This is a genomic window from Nostoc commune NIES-4072 (assembly GCF_003113895.1).
Lineage (GTDB): Bacteria > Cyanobacteriota > Cyanobacteriia > Cyanobacteriales > Nostocaceae > Nostoc > Nostoc commune.
Genome location: NZ_BDUD01000001.1, coordinates 937,238 through 953,357, shown reverse-complemented (window position 1 = coordinate 953,357; position 16,120 = coordinate 937,238). Strand labels below are relative to the sequence as shown.

Here is a 16,120-nt window from a genome sequence, read left to right as displayed (position 1 = left end):
CATGCCCAATTTAGTACAGTGGGGCGGAAATAAAGCTACCATTTGAAAACTTGCAAAACTCAGAACTTGCATCAGTCCCGACGACCGCCTCAGAATGAATTCTGAGGCTTATAGCTAAAGTCTTCTAAAGAAGACTGAGTAAAAATTGTAGTCCACGCTTAGTGGACTTGCACTATTAGCCTGAGAATAAATTCTCAGGCGGGATAGGGAGGTGCAAGATATTGCAAAAGCCTTGTACAAAATTTTTGACTTTTGACTTTTGATTTTTGACTTCCGCCCTGCGGTAATGCATCTTGTGGAAGTTCCTCAAATATCGATATCCATAGCAGACTAGATAAAGAAGAAGAAAATATATCTGACACGTTTTCAAGCAGCGAAGGCTGTAACTAAGTTAAGGAGGATTTATGCGTGCAGTACTAATGGCGGGGGGTTCGGGAACGCGGCTTCGCCCGTTAACTTGCGATCTGCCTAAACCGATGGTGCCGATCCTTAATCGACCAATAGCCGAACATATTATCAATCTCCTCAAACGACATCAAATTACAGAAGTTATTGCGACATTGCATTATTTACCTGATGTCTTGCGAGACTATTTTCAAGATGGCAGTGATTTTGGTGTCCAAATGACTTATGCCGTCGAAGAAGATCAGCCTCTAGGTACAGCAGGCTGTGTGAAAAACATTGCTGAACTTCTTGATGAAACTTTTTTAGTCATTAGCGGCGATAGCATAACAGATTTTGACCTCACGGCTGCGATCGCATTTCACAAACAAAATAAGTCGAAAGCTACTTTGATTTTAACCAGGGTTCCCAACCCGATTGAGTTTGGGGTGGTGATTACCGATGAGGAAAGACGAATTCGGCGGTTTTTAGAAAAACCTTCTAGTAGTGAAATTTTTTCCGATACCGTCAACACTGGTACTTACATTCTCGAACCAGAAGTTTTAGAATATCTGCCAGCAAATATTGAATGTGACTTTTCTAAAGACTTATTCCCCTTACTCCTAGCAAAAGATGAGCCAATGTATGGTTACATTGCTCAAGGTTACTGGTGTGATGTTGGTCACTTAGATGCTTATCGGGAAGCTCAATATGATGCACTAGATCGGAAGGTAAATCTCGATTTTGCCTATAAAGAAGTTTCTCATGAGTTATGGGTGGGCCAAAATACTTATATCGACCAGACGGCTGTGATTGAAACTCCAGCAGTGATTGGTGATAATTGCCGCATCGGTGCAAGAGTCCAGATTGAAGCAGGAACCGTAGTTGGTGATAATGTCACTATTGGCGCTGATGCAAATCTCAAACGTCCGATAGTGTGGAATGGGGCATTTATTGGTGATGAAGCACATCTTTCTGCTTGTGTAATTTCCCGTGGCGCTCGTGTAGACCGCCGCGCCCATGTATTAGAAGCTGCTGTTGTGGGTTCGCTTTCCACGGTGGGAGAAGAAGCCCAAATTAGCCCCGGTGTGCGCGTTTGGCCCAGTAAAAAAATTGAGTCAGGGGCAGTTTTAAACATTAATTTGATTTGGGGAAATACCGCCCAACGGAATTTATTCGGTCAACGTGGTGTCCAAGGATTAGCTAATATTGACATCACCCCAGAATTCGCCGTGAAACTGGGATCTGCTTACGGTTCTACGTTAAAACCTGGTTCTAAGGTAACGGTTTCCCGTGACCAGCGTAATATCTCTCGGATGGTGACGCGATCGCTGATTGCTGGTTTGATGTCAGTAGGTATTGATATTCAAAACCTCGATGCTACAGCTATCCCCATTGCCCGCACGGTTATACCCACAATGTCGGTAGCTGGTGGTATTCATGTGCGGGTACACCCCGATCGCCCTGACTACATTTTGATTGAATTCATGGATGCCAAGGGGATTAATATCACCAAAGCCCTGGAAAAGAAAATTGAAGGGGCTTATTTTAAGGAAGATATGCGGCGGGCGCTAATTCATGAAATTGGCGATGTATCTTATCCTAGCCAAGTCATGGATCGCTACTGCACTGCTTTTGAGAAACTGTTGCATGTTCATACACTCCGTAACAGCCGCGCAAAAGTTGTGATTGACTATGTTTATGCAGTATCGGGGGCAGTTTTACCCCAAATGTTGGATAAATTTGGCGCTGATGCAGTGGTACTGAATGCCAGTGTCAATAAAACGGCGATGTCAATTACCGATCGCGAAGGATTGCTGACTCAGTTAGGTCATGTAGTGGAGGCATTGAAAGCAAACTTTGGTGTGCAAGTATCCGCTAATGGAGAACAACTAATTTTAGTTGATGAATCAGGCTACCCAATCCGTGGGGAAATGTTAACAGCACTGATGGTAGACATGATTCTGACGGCTAACCCCAGAGGAACGGTAGTAGTGCCAGTTCATGCTTCCAGTGCTATTGAACAAGTCGCCCGCCGCCACGATGGTAGAGTGATTCGTACTAAAGCCAACCCTACAGCTTTAATGGAAGCTTGTCAGAAAAACCCGAATGTGGTACTAGGAGGTAGTGGAGATACTGGTTTTATTTTCCCGCAACTGCATCCGGGATTTGATTCTATGTTCTGCATTGCGAAGATAATTGAGATGTTGACTATACAAGAGCGATCGCTTGCTGCTGCGCGGTCAGAATTGCCCCGTGTAATTCACAAAAGTTATACAATACGCTGCCCGTGGACAGCTAAGGGTGCTTTGATGCGTTACTTAGTCGAAACTCATCCAGCCCAAAACCTAGAACTTATCGATGGAGTGAAAATCTGTCAACCCTACGATGACAGTTGGCTGTTAGTTTTACCAGATGCCAGCGAACCACTGGTGCATTTGTATGCAAATAGCAACGATCGCGAATGGGTAGATGAGACTGTGAGAAACTACCGCACCCGTGTACAGACTTTTGTAGAAAGACAACAAGAATATCAACCAGCTGAAGCGTAATTTGTAATTTGTAATTCGTAATTAAAGAATTCAATTACGAATTACGAATTATTTTGAGGGCGGTTCAAAATTCTCATTGAGAACATTCTGGTAAATTTTTCTCAGCGTAACTACAATCAAAATAAATTAAAGCTTCTCTACTAGAGGTAAAACTTCTAGTTGTGGTATATGGGTCACTGTTTTGACTTGCTTCATATAGCCAAACTTTCAAATAGTAATAATTATTATCATCGGTAGCCCATAATTCATAACGGTAATCACCTCCTGACCCCTGACTATTTAAGTAGTCGGCTAGTGCTATGTTTGATGCAGACACAAAGCCAAATACAGTCAAAACAGGAATTACAGCTACTTTTAGTATTTGGATTAATTTCATAAATGCACAAAAAATTTACTTCCTCTAGCTTCCTTTACAGAAGTAATTTTTGAAACCAGTAATCATCAGGAACATTTTGTAAGGATATCGTAAGGCACTTAGTTTGAGTCGATAGAGTTTAATAATGGTATCGACAAGAAATAATCGTTAGATAAACATCCTCCACCGCATAAACCAAACGATTTGCATCATCAATTCGCCGCGACCAAAAGCCAGCTAAATTTTCCCGTAGAGGTTCTGGCTTACCTATACCCTCAAAAGGCATCCGCATCGTCTCTTGAATCAATTTATTGATTCTTTTGAGTGTCTTCTTGTCTTGCCCTTGCCAGTAAAGATTATCAGCCCAAGCCTCATCTGTCCATGCCAGCATTCTAGTCATTGAGCAAATCTCGCTCCACCACTTTCCCTTGCTTAAATTGAGCAATAGAACGTTCTAAATGGGCTGCATTTGTCGGAGACTTCAGTAAATGCACAGTCTCCATCAGACTATTGAAAAACTCCAGCGACATCACCACCGCATCATCCGCATCCCGTCTGGTGATGATCGTATAGTCGGCATCTTCCGTCACCCGATCTAAAACCGTCTTCAGGCTATTTCTCGCCTCGCTAAAAGAGATAACTTTCATCTTGCCACAACTTGTACTCTTTATTGTACAAGTATAGCTTTTTCTTTAATTTGTTTGTTTCCTGAAATACTTTACAAAACTTCAATCAAATTAAATGATAAATACTTGCAATAAGTCTGATACGATATCTTTAAGTTTATTGAGATAGAAAGTCATTAAGCCCATAATAAATTTCAACAAGCAAGGCAAATAAGTATCCTTGCGTAAATTATTGCTTGCGTTCGCGTAGCGTCCCGCAGGGAAGGAGAATCGTAAAACTATATATCAGGTTGACAATATGTCGAAAAAAATCGATCTATTCTCTGGTACTTAAACTGGCAACACTGAATCTGATGCTGAAAAAATTCGGGATGAGTTTGGTAGTGCGGTTAGTTTGTAGAGATTAGGGACGCACAGCTGTATGCCCCTACTGAAAGTGATAATTTAGAAGTTATAGGTATTTATGTCTGATTCATTTGATGTTCTGTGGTTAAATGCCAGCCCTATTTTGAAACGTTTTGATAAACCATTGCTTGAATACTTATCTGGGTATATGAAAATCGCCCAGTGGGAATACCAGCAAACCAAAGATGAAGCCAGTTCCATAGATCAAGCTGTGGAGTTGCTGTATGAGTTTTTAGAATGGCGCGATCGCCCCGTGCATTTGGCAGGTCATGGTATGAGTGGTGCGATCGCTTTAAGCTTTGCGCGTAGATTTCCCGAAAAAGTGCGATCGCTCACCTTGCTGGCTGTAGCTGCTCAACCTGCAAACAATTGGCAAGCTCATTATTACTTTCAAAGACAGCTTTTTAGTATCAGCCGTGAGCTAGTTTTAGCAAGCAGCGTTCGCAGTCTATTTGGAAATCAACCGCCTCATACCACTAAAAAGTTAGTAGCTGCCTTAGATAAAGATTTAGAACAATCTCCCTCGTCACACTCTTTATTTAAGTTAGTTTATTTACCCAAAGGTGGAGTTTCTATGCCAATGATGGTATGTGGTAGCAAGAGCGATCCGGTAGTCAACTCAAATGTATTGCATGACTGGTTGAATTGGTTGAAGCCAGAAGATAAACTCTGGGAATGCCCAGAAGGATATCATTTTTTTCACTATTTCTATCCTCAACAGGTTGGTGAAGAGATTTTAAGTTTTTGGCAACACCACCATCCGCATCTATTGGAAGCATCTGCACTATCTTTTAGCAGTTCTATAAATTAATAACTCCCGGTTCGCCCATTTTTTTATGAGTTAGAGAAAACAAGCAGGAAAAAGTATATCCAACGACATATATCCAAAGGTACAGAGTAGGTATATGTTCGGGTTTATGAATACAGAACCTATAATTACCAACGAGCGAGTAGATGATATACCTGTACTGCTAAGACAATTAGAGCGCATGGGTGTAAAAGAACTCATTGATAAGCACTTTCCCAAACATGGAAATTGGGAAGGTGAAAGCTTAGGAAGCATCGCAATAATTTGGTTAATCTTCAAGTTACAAAACATCAAAAAACAACTAGGAAGTATCTTGATAGACTACCTCAAACGAGAGAATCAACATCTATAAATCTAGATTTTGAGATTTTAGAATCAGCAGTTACGCAACAAATTAAATTGTTAGGTTGGCGTGTTTACGTGACTAATCAAATTTCTTCTCTACTATCCCTTAAACAAGCTGTTCGTTGTTATATCGAACTCTTCATACTGAGACATGATTTCTGCCTTTACGCTTTTGCTCACTTTTATCTAACTTCTGAAAAAATGGGCGAACCGGGAGTGATAATATGACCACCCGTTTCGCTTCTGGAATCAGATGAGCAAGGATTCTGCATTCAGCATTGCTGAGATCGGTAGAATATGTCTTGTGAAACATTGTTCCAATAGATGTACTCTCTATTTGTATCATCGAGTTAGTCTTCTACTGAGTTTTCCCTTTAGATTTACTTTATAAATAGCCTCTTACTTTAATATTCCTTTTACATTCTATTTATAATTATTCCCCTAAAAGGAGCTAAACTTCATATTTGAGAATACACTCTACCTCTTCACTATTGCTTAGAAAAACATAATATGTTTCTTCATGATTACTTAAATTAAATGTCATTAGTTATACCATTGTAGTAGCATCTTAAAAGATTGATATTAGAGAAGTAGTTTAAAAATATAGTTTGTCTGTCTACTACATGAATAAAAAATGGGCTGCTAAACGACTTACAATCAATCTCACATCAAGTGAGGCACAGAAGCTTGAACAATATTGTTCAATGACGGGAAGACCAGCAACCGATGTTATTCGGGAGTTAATTCGCTCTCTTTCTATTCAAGAGGAAAAAGTGCCCCAAACTTACTAAATCATACTCAACAAAAAATAGAATCATGATGGGCACATCTCAATTCCTGAGTCAAAGATAGTGTTTCACACTTATCAATGATTTTCCCGTAAACAGGCACTATAATTAGCAAATAACACAACTAAAATGTGATTCTGCTCATTTAGCCATGCCCAATATGGATAGTTTTGAGCTAATAGTTCATCTACAAAGATCCGCAAACCTGTCTGTTCTCATTGTCTTTAGTACCTGCGGATTCGAGGAAAATCACTAGGGGAGTTTGAAGGCAGGGGTAAAAGTATTCCTGCCCAAACCCTCCAGTTCGACTACTATATAGTGTGCGTCACTGGGAATGGATGTATGCCTAATTTCCATCTCACCAGCCCCGACCAATTTGGGTTTTCTATGCTACTTCTTACGCTTCTCCTAACTAAGAAGGGTTGCAATTCGAGTATTACTTGCCCAAAGTCTTGACTCAACTTTCCAAGACGAATCTTTTAAAGTCTTTTAGACTACTAAGGGAATGCCAAAAATAAATTTTTCAGTCAAATTTTCGTAGATTCAGCGTAGCGATCGCCATCCTGGAAGTAACAATCAAAAGTTTTTTTGCAGTTGGGGGACACACCGTTATTTACATGCCCATCCTATAATCAGTAATGCCTTTGCCAAAACCTACCTTTTAGATTTTATACGTAGCAGTACAGCGATCGCCTCTTCGACAGTTAAGAATCTAATGAGAGAGTGTGTTAGTGTACCTTAGTGTAAGTATCGCTTATTTTTAATTGGCACGGAAATTTCTCTTACGTTGTTTGTGCCTTGCAACTTCTTTGCGCTTGTGTTTTTCTAAAGGCGTTTCAAAGTGACGATGCTTTCTCATATCTGGAAAAATACCTGCTTTGGAAACTTCCCTCTTAAATCTACGTAAGGCTGACTCAATTCCTTCATTTTCGCCCACAAATACTTGGGTCATTTTCATCTCCTACTTAATTGGTACTGGGCAATTTTAAGCTATCCAGTAGACCGAAGCGCAAAAAGGGCAGATTCATTATCTGCCCTTAAAACGTTAAAACTTAATTTTTGATCTTAAAGCTTAGTAGCGTCCTCGGTTGTATCCACCACCGCCGCCGCCGCGACGATCACCACCACCACCAAAGGAACCACTTCTGTCTTCTTTGGGTTTGGCCTTGTTCACTTTGAGATCGCGTCCCATCCACTCAGCACCATCAAGAGCTTCAATGGCGGCTGTTTCTTCAGCTTCTGTACCCATCTCTACGAAAGCAAAGCCGCGTGGACGGCCTGTTTCACGGTCAGTAGGCAACTGAACGCGTTTTACAGAACCATGTTCAGCAAAAACAGAGGTGAGGTCTTCTTGTGTGACCTCGTAGGATAGATTACCTACATAAATTGACATGCGTTATCTCCAAAATCATAGGTGTGTAGAGATTTAGATTTCGGAGACAAGCTTGTTAAGACCAAAAGGGAAAAGCCTGTCAATACTAAAAACAAACGCTGTAACCGAATTTTATTCTCACCTAATTACCTTAGCACATCATTGAGTTCTTACCCACCGTAACTCAGAAGTACTAAAGATAAGGCATGGAGCATTGGTTTTTCTGCTTGTCTGTGTGATCTTCTTTTACCCCCTCATGAGCAACTCCTAATATTGAGTAGCAGATATTCCCCAATTAATTGCAAAATAAATGCAGTTAGTCATTGTTACTAATTGGAAATGCCGACTACACTTGCTGACGCACAAAATTTACTTTCTGACCTGATCGCCCGCTACTCTGAGCGTGTAGATTATCTGATGATTCGCCTTGAAGAAGCAGAAGGGACTGATATCTTGTTGCGTGGCGACAAGGTAGAAACCCTAAGCGTTGGCATCTCCATTGGTGGACATATTCGCGCTTGTTATAAAGGTGGATGGGGTTTGAGCTGCTTTAACCAACTGGCGACAATCAAAGATCGCATAGAAGAAGCGATCGCTGCGGCGCGGATGGTTGGTGATGAAGAAACTTTACTTGCACCTATTGACCCTGTGCAGGCAGTATGCATTCTACCCTTAAAAGGCACTGATCCCCGACAAATCCCACTCTCGCAGAAAAAACAATTGTGCGATCGCTATACTGAATTGCTCAAAAGTGTTGATCCCCGGATTACCACTACCTCGGTGCGTTACGGTGACAGCGCCCAAAAAGTGATCATAGCTACCTCAGAAGGCACTTTGATCGAGCAATCTTGGGTGGATATGGAAATGCGCTTTGCGGCTACTGCCAGAAATGGCGAAACCGTACAAACTGGACGGGAAACTACTGGCTCTCGCAAAGCTTATGAAGATTTAACTGATTTGGATGAACAGGTAAAAAGTTCCGCTCAAAGAGCGATCGCAGCTTTATCTCTGCCATCGGTGAAAGGCAATACTTACACCGTTGTAATTGACCCAATTCTCACGGGTTTGTTTGTCCACGAAGCCTTTGGACATCTTTCTGAGGCCGATATGGCTTACGAAAACCCCGATCTTCTGGAAGTCATGACCATCGGACGCCGATTTGGCCCAGAAGAACTGCAAATTTTTGATGGTGCTGCCCCAGAGGGACATCGCGGTAGCTATTTTTACGATGATGAAGGTACGCCTGCTACTACTACTCAACTAATTAAAGATGGAGTTTTAGTTGGACGTTTACATTCTCGTGAAACCGCAGGCAAATTGGAGGAAGCGCCTACGGGTAACGCTCGTTGTCTCAACTATCACTTTACTCCCATTGTGCGGATGACAAATACCTGGATTGAACGGGGTAAAACACCAGTCAAAGACTTATTCAGCGATATCAAAGAAGGAGTGTATGCCCGCAATTGGTTGGGTGGGATGACGAATGGGGAAATGTTCACCTTCAGTGCTGGGGAAGCGTGGATGATTAGGAACGGCAAAATTGCTGAACCTGTGCGGGATGTAACGCTTTCGGGAAATGTATTCCAAACTTTAGCGGATATTGAGGCAATTGGTGATGATTTTTACTGGGATGAATCTGGCGGTTGCGGTAAGGGAGGGCAAAATGGTTTGTCAGTAGGTTGTGGTGGCCCTAGTCTGCGAATTCGAGATGTAGTGGTTGGTGGGGAAACGTAAACCTCAACCGTTGTAGCATAAAGTCTGTATTAGACAAGTTTGTAGTAAGCACTTTAGTACTCATTTTTTAAGCACTAAAGTACTTAGTACAGCTTTGCGTAAAATCGTAGCGTTTTTAATGCAATGGGACGCATTAGTATTGTCAGTCGATGCATTGGCATTGTTAGCCGATGCGTTGGCATTGTTAGTCGATGCATTGGCATTGTTAGCCGATGCGTTGGCGTTGTTAGTCGATGCATTGGCGTTGTTAGTCGATGCATTGGCGTTGTTAGCCGATGCGTTGGCATTGTTAGCCGATGCATTAGCATTGCCAAATTTAATTTGCTACAAATTAATGAAATGCTGTATTTAGTACCAACCATCAAAACTAGCTTGACAGACTATTAGTCGGAAGCATTCCGTTGTTTAAGTTTTTAAATTCTTCAACATCCCTCCCAAGTATGAAAAAAAATCACAACTCTAGGTAGTAGCGCCAGTAGTTGAGGATGGCTAATCTAGACAAAGGTGATTCGATATTCACTCCGGTTTGATTCACTACACCAATCCTCCGTGGCGCGTGCTGGGGATTTACTGCCTATCTGAGTAAGCTGGATAGCATCAATTAAACGTTCCTTAACACAGCGACAGATATGAAAGCAGATCAACTCCTGAAAAACTATGCCGCAGGTGTCAGAGACTTTACTGGTATCAACTTGAGCGAGGCAAACTTAAGGGAAGCCAATCTCAGTGGCATAATTTTGGATAAAGCAATTTTAGATGGAGCTAATCTAAGTCACGCTAATTTAGCCCAAGCCAGTTTGATTGAGGCAGACTTAAATGGAGCAAATTTGAGCAATGCTGACCTCAGTGGTAGCAACTTAAGCGGAGCTATCTTGGATGGAGCTATTTTGGATGAAGCTATTTTGGATGGAGCTAATTTGAGTCAGGCTGATTTGACGGTTGCGAAACTGATTGACACTAACTTGAGTGAAGCGGATTTGCAGGAAGCTAGTTTGATAGCGGCGAATTTAGATGGAGCCAATTTGAGCGGTGCAGACTTAACTGTAGCCGACTTATCCCAGGCAAATCTCACTCAAGCAGATTTAAACCAGACAAATTTAAGCGGAGCAAATTTGGATGGAGCCAATATAGAAGGAACAATCTTGGATGAGAATGTGTGACACTACCAGCCAGATAAACCCATGACCACTCGCTTCTCTACGAGACGCTACGCGTAGCTTGCTTCTCCGTAGGAGTACGCTTGAATTCACGTATTCATGCATTCAAAAAGGGATGCAGCAGCCCTAAATTTATTGCGTTCTTAATTTTGAATGAGTAAATGTGTTGTTTTAGACTTTCCAGCTTGCGTAGCGACTCTTAGAGAAGGGGTTGATTCGCGTCCAGTATGTAACTTTAGTGGCAATTAATCGTTTTCCCAAAATCTCAGTACCTGATTTTACAGACGTACCCAAGGATTTTTAGGCTTATAGCGATATTTTAGAAGTTTATAACGATTTATCATAGCATTATCGACTATGCCGGAAAGCTGTTGCCTCCACATTAAAATAGGAGACATTTGTCAACTATTTAGATTCCAATCTGCTTGCACCTTCATGTCCGGTAACACGCGCCAAAGTTGCAGCACAGAAATGGTTTATCAGGCATTAGTAGCCATTGGGCAAATATCTGTCATTAAATCAGTCTATATAGGGTTGCATTCTGGAAGTTGACAAGTAAAATAGGAAACACTGCTTATCGGCTTGGTACTCTTGGGAAAAAAACCATGTAGTTAAAAGCACGTTAGGCTAATATGCGATGGGTGACAAATCTTAGACCTATTGCCTAAAGCTAATAGCCCCATGTTAACAACACTTCCAGACACCTCTGCCAACTTAGCGATCGCCTTGTTAATTAACTATAGTTTCGATCTCAGTGGCTATACTGCCAATGAGCTAGTTGAGCGTTGGCAAACTCAATACCCGCTTAATTGGCTACACCTGGCAGTGATTGAGGCACTATATCAAGGTCGTTATAAAGCTGTTTCTGTGCAGCAAATTTTAGTATTTTGGCAGCGCCGAGATCAGGCTACATATCATTTCAACATGGAATTTGAACGGATGATTTGTAGCAAATTTCCCCAAAGCTTGACTTCATCGCCTGCGCCAGCTCTACCGCCAGCGAAGAAAAACCCCACTGTAGAGAAAGTTACGAGTCCTCAATTACCACCTGCTAAGGTTCGCAACGGCTATCAACACAGCAATACTGCAACTCTACAACTGAAAAGTTCCGAACAAAAAACATCTGTAGATGAAGAAACGAAGGAGGAAGTTAAAGACAATAAAACTGTCCTGAAGTCTGCCGTTTCGGGAAAATTTGCTTCTTCAACAACGTTTCAGTTATCATCTGCCATCAGCCAAAGGCAAGCTTCACAAGAAAGTACACCGCCTTCACCATCACCAATTCCTCATCAACGACAGCCAAAACTACTCCCACCTGCTCCCATTCATGCCCCAATCGGGCAATTTACTCCAGAAAAAAGCGATCGCTCTGAGTCTTTTACATCTAAACTCAAAGCGATGTCTGGGGAACAGAATCCGCCAGTTGGGGGGAGTGGGGAGTAGGGAGTGGGGGGAAGAGAAGCAGGGGGAGCAGGGGTGGAATAACTAATGCCCAATGCCTTTTAGATTTTTACTGTTCAACTAACTCTTTAAAGCGTTCATCATCGGCAATGTCATCAAAATCTAGGTCAGTTACTGCGTCTTCTTTATACCTGGGATTAAGTTCAATTGCTTGTTGTAAAGTGAACAGAGATAGTTCAACTTGTCTTTGCAGTGCGTAACAGGCTGCTTTGTTATAATAGGCACTAGCATAATCTGGGTTAATTTCTAAGGCTTTGTTAAAACTAGCGATCGCTTCATCATCGCGTCCCAATCTTACCAAGGTATAACCGCGTTTATCCCAGATTTTGGGAGAATTGGGTTGGAATTCCAGCGCTTTCTCAAAAGATGCTATTGCCTCTTCATATTGTTCTAATGCAACTAGGGAAAGACCGCGATTTAACCAAGCAACTGCATCATCAGGCTTGATTTGTGTAGCTTTATCAAATGAGTCAAAGGCTTGCTGATGCTGTTGTAAGTTCCCAAAAGCAACGCCGCGATCGCACCAAGCTTGATGATAATCTGGTTGAATCGCAATAGCTTTATTGTATGATGCGATCGCATCTTTATAGCGTTTCAATCTCCCTAGAGTTAGACCTCGTTTTAACCAAGTTACAGGTTCATCAGCTTGGATTTTAACCGCTTGGTTGTAAGCTGCGATCGCATCTTCATAGCGCTTTTGGGAAAATAGCTCATCTCCCTGTTGTACATACTCATCAGCAGTGAATTCTGGTTGTTGTGGCTGTTCTTGTATTTCTTCCTCAACTTCAGAATTTACAACCTCTGGGATGGATGCAGCTTTCATCTCAACGTCAACTTCATAATTCACCGCCTCTAGGATAGATTTAGGTGTAATTTCAGTTAGTTCCTGAAGGATGAGATCCTTTCTTTCTTGGGCATCCAATTGTAACTCAGAGAGTTGAGAGACAAACTCAGCTTCTAGTCTTTCTAACTTCTCCAAAATTAGAATCTTTTGCTGTTGAGCATTCCATTGTAAATCTGAGAATTGCGAAGTAAACTCAGAACCTGATTTTTCTAAATTTTCAATGATTAGCTCTTTGCGTGTTTGAGCATCTACTTGTAATTCAGATAGTTGAGTTGCAAATTCTGACTGCAATGTTGTTAAACTCTCAATAATTTTGTTTTTTTGTTCTTGAGCATCTACCTGTAATTCAGATAATTGAAATTTTAATTCCTGATCTAATCTTCCTAAATTATCAACTGTGATATCTTTTTGTTTCTGAGCATTTACCTGTAATTTAGATAATTCTTCCGCAAATTTTGACTGCAAATTTGTTAAACTTTCAATAGCTATATCCTTTTGCTTTTGAGCATCAGACTGCCATCCAAAAAGTTGAGATATAAACTCAGACCTTGATACTTCTAAATCAGCAACAGCTAGTTGTTGCTGTTGTTGCACACCTAACTTTAAATTAGATAGTTCTTCTGCAATTACAGATGCTACTTTTCCTAGATTATCTAGCGCTATATCTCTTTTTTGTTGAGCATCAAACTCTAACTTAGATAGCCCAGAAGCAAATTCTGACTCTAAAGTTTGTATATTTTCTTGAGATTTTTTAAGTTCAGTTTCTAATCTACTTAATACCTGTGATTTAGCTAAATTTAGTTCAGATGTAAGGTTAGATAAATATTTTTTTTGTTCGTTTTTAATCTCTTCTTGTAAATTAGCCGTTTCCTCTTCTAATTCATAATTTATTTTTTTAGCTTCTTGAATAAGATTTTCAGCCTCTTGTTTAGCACTGGCTAGCTGATTTTGCAATTTTTCCATTCCCTGTAATTGTTGCATAGCTCTATCAACAATTTCACGGATTACCACCCGTCGCAGGAGCCAAAATAAAGCAATAATTGCGACTGGAAATAGACTTAATATAACTAGCCAGACATTGAGTAAGATAGTTGTCCGACTAAAAGCGCTATTAAAATCAGATTGGACTTGCTGTTGAATTCCCTTTTCCGCTCTTAGTCGCGCTAATTCTTCCCGTTCCTGATTCGATAACACCAAAGCAGGAGTTAGTGCTGGGGAAGGTGATGGTGCAGATTGTCCACTGGCAATTCCAGGGGACAGCAGTAAGGGTAAAAAGACAATAGTGCTTTTTACAATTAAAGCGAAAACAGGTTTATTTTTGCTCTTCATAACAACCATCTCAGTCTGTTGGTCAGTTTTTGAAGCGGCGTGCCTCTCTCCAATCTATAACAGAATTAAGTAGTAAAATGTTGTAAAGGGAGTGGAAAATGCTGAATAATCCTTAACTAATCTGTTCCTTCGCCCTTACTGTACGTACAACTTCAGTCGTGGAGCGCAGTCAAGTTTTCAACATTTTTTAGAGATAACATTATAACATTACTAGGTGAAAACCAAACACCACAAATAATAATTTGTTAACCTCTGGAAGACAAATTGCAGCAAAATAGGCGCTTTCTGAGAGCATTCATCAAACTAAGTTCGGACTTTGTTTCTACAGATAGCAGTATGCAAAGTGTCAGATGTGCGTACTTCGCACTAACATTAGATTATCTAGAGTAAGCAGATTACTTGTCCTACAATTAACTTAACAAAGGCGGTAGAAAATGGGTCGGATAAATCCTTACACACTACAATTGCAGATTACTCGAATGTTTGAACAGGGGCAATCATTTTTTGCCACCACCAAGGTACAGGAATGGTTGAAAGAACACAAACACAATCCAGAAGATTATGACATTCTTTTCCATAAAAAACCTGCGCCTCCTGGTTCTAAAGAAGTGATGGTAGTGGAAATTGAATTACGGCGCAAAGATGGGCAACCTGTAGATCCTTGGTTGGAAGAACAAGCAAATCTCCATGCCTAATTTTAAGAATTAGCAATTTTCAATTTAAATTCATATTATCTGAATAGAATTTATCAAAAAAGAGCGTTCCCAATTGCGGAACGCTCTTTGTTATCTTTTATTTAGGGATATAGTGATTACCCATATCAAAAATATTAAATTCAATCCCTTCTAACTTTAGTCTCAAAGCCTCTAATAACAGGTTTATCCTTTCTTCAATAAAAATTGTTAGGGCGTTTTCAGGAAGTACATCGGCTCTTGACCATTCAAGAATAATCGTTGGTATAAGATGAGAGCGTAGCACTGTTTCTAAATCAGGCTCGTCATATTCTTTGAGATAATTTAATGGATTTCTATCGCTAATTTTCAAATTAGTGATTTGAGACAGATAGGCAATATTCATCAAGCTGTCACATTCTATTTGGCTAGCAATGCCACTTTGCTTAATAAAGTTAACTGGAAATATATGGTGTAAGTTAGGTTTATCTGTTAGCAAATAATAAACATCAGACAAAACATCTCTATGAGGTTTTGCCCAATCTTGCGGCTTGTGGTTTGCATAAAGTGATAGTATTGCTCTGGATAAGCGACCTTTATAACTGTAGAAAGATTTTCTTAGAGAATTCTTATCAATATCAAATTTATTGAATGAAGAAGTACTATTAGCCTTTTGTTGATTAACAAAGTATATATGTTGCCAGAGGTGAGTAGTATTTGTTAGTAAATCTGCATTATGAAAACTATAATACCAAAAATACTTATTTAAAAAACTATAATCTGGTTTATCATTCCGATAAAAGTATGCTGTAATAGTCAGGTATAAATATCGGTAAGGAATTAATCTTCCACCCTTTATATGCAAAATATTATCAAAGAAATCAAAAGTTTTAGCAACGGCTATTTTAAAATTAGACCATACAGCTTCAATATGTTCTGTTTTTAGCTTATTAAGATACATATCAGTAATATTTTGTATCCCAGCTTCGGGAAATTCAAGTTTTATTACTACAGCTAGCATCTGGAGCAATGTCCAATCATCAACTCTTGCATATTGACTGTTAGCAATAGACTCTCTAAGATTATTAATTAATTCCCGAAGGTAAAACCCAGAAATATTATTCTTTTTGTCCTCAATCCGAAAAGTCTTAGCTACCACAATATCAAAGATATTCAAAAGTTTGCCAGCTTGATTAATCCGCTCAAATATTTGGCATACTTCTGCAACTTCAATACCTCGTAACTCAATAAAGGAAATTTTGTAATTAGCCAAAACTTCCCTAATTTTCCTA

General features: G+C 40.2%; 16 protein-coding genes. 9 read left to right on the top strand and 7 right to left on the bottom strand.

Annotated features, from left to right (window positions below; all coding sequences use genetic code 11):
- Nucleotides 1-404: 404 nt before the first annotated feature.
- Nucleotides 405-2,933 carry a mannose-1-phosphate guanyltransferase gene (locus tag CDC33_RS04225; RefSeq protein ID WP_109007433.1) on the top strand — a complete coding sequence of 843 codons (2,529 nt, stop codon included), beginning with the start codon at nucleotides 405-407 and terminating at the stop codon, nucleotides 2,931-2,933.
- 73 nt (nucleotides 2,934-3,006) lie between these two features.
- On the opposite strand, the gene CDC33_RS04220 is transcribed toward CDC33_RS04225, so the two are convergent.
- The 3 genes from CDC33_RS04220 to CDC33_RS04210 form a co-directional block, all read right to left on the bottom strand.
- Entirely contained in the window at nucleotides 3,007-3,309 is a 303-nt protein-coding gene (locus CDC33_RS04220; RefSeq protein ID WP_181373884.1) for a hypothetical protein, read from the bottom strand.
- 118 nt (nucleotides 3,310-3,427) lie between these two features.
- Nucleotides 3,428-3,688 carry a Txe/YoeB family addiction module toxin gene (locus CDC33_RS04215; RefSeq protein WP_109007432.1) on the bottom strand — a complete coding sequence of 87 codons (261 nt, stop codon included), beginning with the start codon at nucleotides 3,686-3,688 and terminating at the stop codon, nucleotides 3,428-3,430.
- Nucleotides 3,681-3,935: a type II toxin-antitoxin system Phd/YefM family antitoxin gene (locus CDC33_RS04210; protein ID WP_109007431.1), complete on the bottom strand. Its 255-nt coding sequence runs from the start codon at nucleotides 3,933-3,935 to the stop codon at nucleotides 3,681-3,683. Before CDC33_RS04210 ends, CDC33_RS04215 begins: the two co-directional genes overlap by 8 nt.
- A 442-nt stretch (nucleotides 3,936-4,377) precedes the next feature.
- Between CDC33_RS04210 and CDC33_RS04205 the strand changes: the two genes are divergently transcribed.
- The 3 genes from CDC33_RS04205 to CDC33_RS04190 all read left to right on the top strand — a co-directional run bounded on the left by CDC33_RS04205 (nucleotide 4,378) and on the right by CDC33_RS04190 (nucleotide 6,263).
- On the top strand, nucleotides 4,378-5,130 hold the full coding sequence (locus tag CDC33_RS04205; RefSeq protein ID WP_109007430.1) for an alpha/beta fold hydrolase: 753 nt from the start codon (nucleotides 4,378-4,380) through the stop codon (nucleotides 5,128-5,130).
- Between the two features lie 106 nt (nucleotides 5,131-5,236).
- The gene (locus CDC33_RS04200; RefSeq protein ID WP_109007429.1) at nucleotides 5,237-5,479 is read left to right on the top strand and encodes a hypothetical protein; all 243 of its coding nucleotides are present in this window, start codon (nucleotides 5,237-5,239) and stop codon (nucleotides 5,477-5,479) included.
- A 616-nt stretch (nucleotides 5,480-6,095) separates the two neighbouring features.
- Entirely contained in the window at nucleotides 6,096-6,263 is a 168-nt protein-coding gene (locus tag CDC33_RS04190) for a ribbon-helix-helix domain-containing protein (RefSeq protein ID WP_109007427.1), read from the top strand.
- 757 nt (nucleotides 6,264-7,020) lie between these two features.
- Here the strand turns inward: CDC33_RS04190 and rpsU are convergent.
- Nucleotides 7,021-7,212 carry a 30S ribosomal protein S21 gene (gene rpsU, locus CDC33_RS04185; protein WP_109007426.1) on the bottom strand — a complete coding sequence of 64 codons (192 nt, stop codon included), beginning with the start codon at nucleotides 7,210-7,212 and terminating at the stop codon, nucleotides 7,021-7,023.
- Between the two features lie 120 nt (nucleotides 7,213-7,332).
- Nucleotides 7,333-7,653 (bottom strand): RNA-binding regulator, encoded by a 321-nt coding sequence (gene rbp, locus CDC33_RS04180; protein ID WP_109007425.1) that lies wholly within the window; start codon nucleotides 7,651-7,653, stop codon nucleotides 7,333-7,335.
- Nucleotides 7,654-7,971: 318 nt separating this feature from the next.
- On the opposite strand from rbp, the gene CDC33_RS04175 reads away from it, so the two are divergent.
- From CDC33_RS04175 to CDC33_RS04160, 4 genes are all read left to right on the top strand, one after another.
- Nucleotides 7,972-9,366, top strand: coding sequence for a TldD/PmbA family protein (locus tag CDC33_RS04175; protein WP_109007424.1), 1,395 nt, complete (start codon nucleotides 7,972-7,974; stop codon nucleotides 9,364-9,366).
- Between the two features lie 118 nt (nucleotides 9,367-9,484).
- A complete protein-coding gene (locus CDC33_RS04170) occupies nucleotides 9,485-9,718 on the top strand; it encodes a hypothetical protein (RefSeq protein WP_109007423.1) in 234 nt (77 codons plus the stop codon).
- 277 nt (nucleotides 9,719-9,995) lie between these two features.
- On the top strand, nucleotides 9,996-10,526 hold the full coding sequence (locus CDC33_RS04165; protein ID WP_109007422.1) for a pentapeptide repeat-containing protein: 531 nt from the start codon (nucleotides 9,996-9,998) through the stop codon (nucleotides 10,524-10,526).
- Between the two features lie 678 nt (nucleotides 10,527-11,204).
- Nucleotides 11,205-11,966, top strand: coding sequence for a hypothetical protein (locus CDC33_RS04160; RefSeq protein WP_109007421.1), 762 nt, complete (start codon nucleotides 11,205-11,207; stop codon nucleotides 11,964-11,966).
- Between the two features lie 67 nt (nucleotides 11,967-12,033).
- Here the strand turns inward: CDC33_RS04160 and CDC33_RS04155 are convergent, their stop codons facing one another.
- Nucleotides 12,034-14,157, bottom strand: coding sequence for a tetratricopeptide repeat protein (locus CDC33_RS04155; RefSeq protein WP_109007420.1), 2,124 nt, complete (start codon nucleotides 14,155-14,157; stop codon nucleotides 12,034-12,036).
- A gap of 434 nt (nucleotides 14,158-14,591) precedes the next feature.
- On the opposite strand from CDC33_RS04155, the gene CDC33_RS04150 reads away from it, so the two are divergent.
- Nucleotides 14,592-14,852 (top strand): hypothetical protein, encoded by a 261-nt coding sequence (locus CDC33_RS04150; RefSeq protein ID WP_109007419.1) that lies wholly within the window; start codon nucleotides 14,592-14,594, stop codon nucleotides 14,850-14,852.
- Between the two features lie 97 nt (nucleotides 14,853-14,949).
- On the opposite strand, the gene CDC33_RS04145 is transcribed toward CDC33_RS04150, so the two are convergent.
- Nucleotides 14,950-16,101 (bottom strand): hypothetical protein, encoded by a 1,152-nt coding sequence (locus tag CDC33_RS04145; RefSeq protein ID WP_109007418.1) that lies wholly within the window; start codon nucleotides 16,099-16,101, stop codon nucleotides 14,950-14,952.
- Nucleotides 16,102-16,120: the final 19 nt, after the last annotated feature.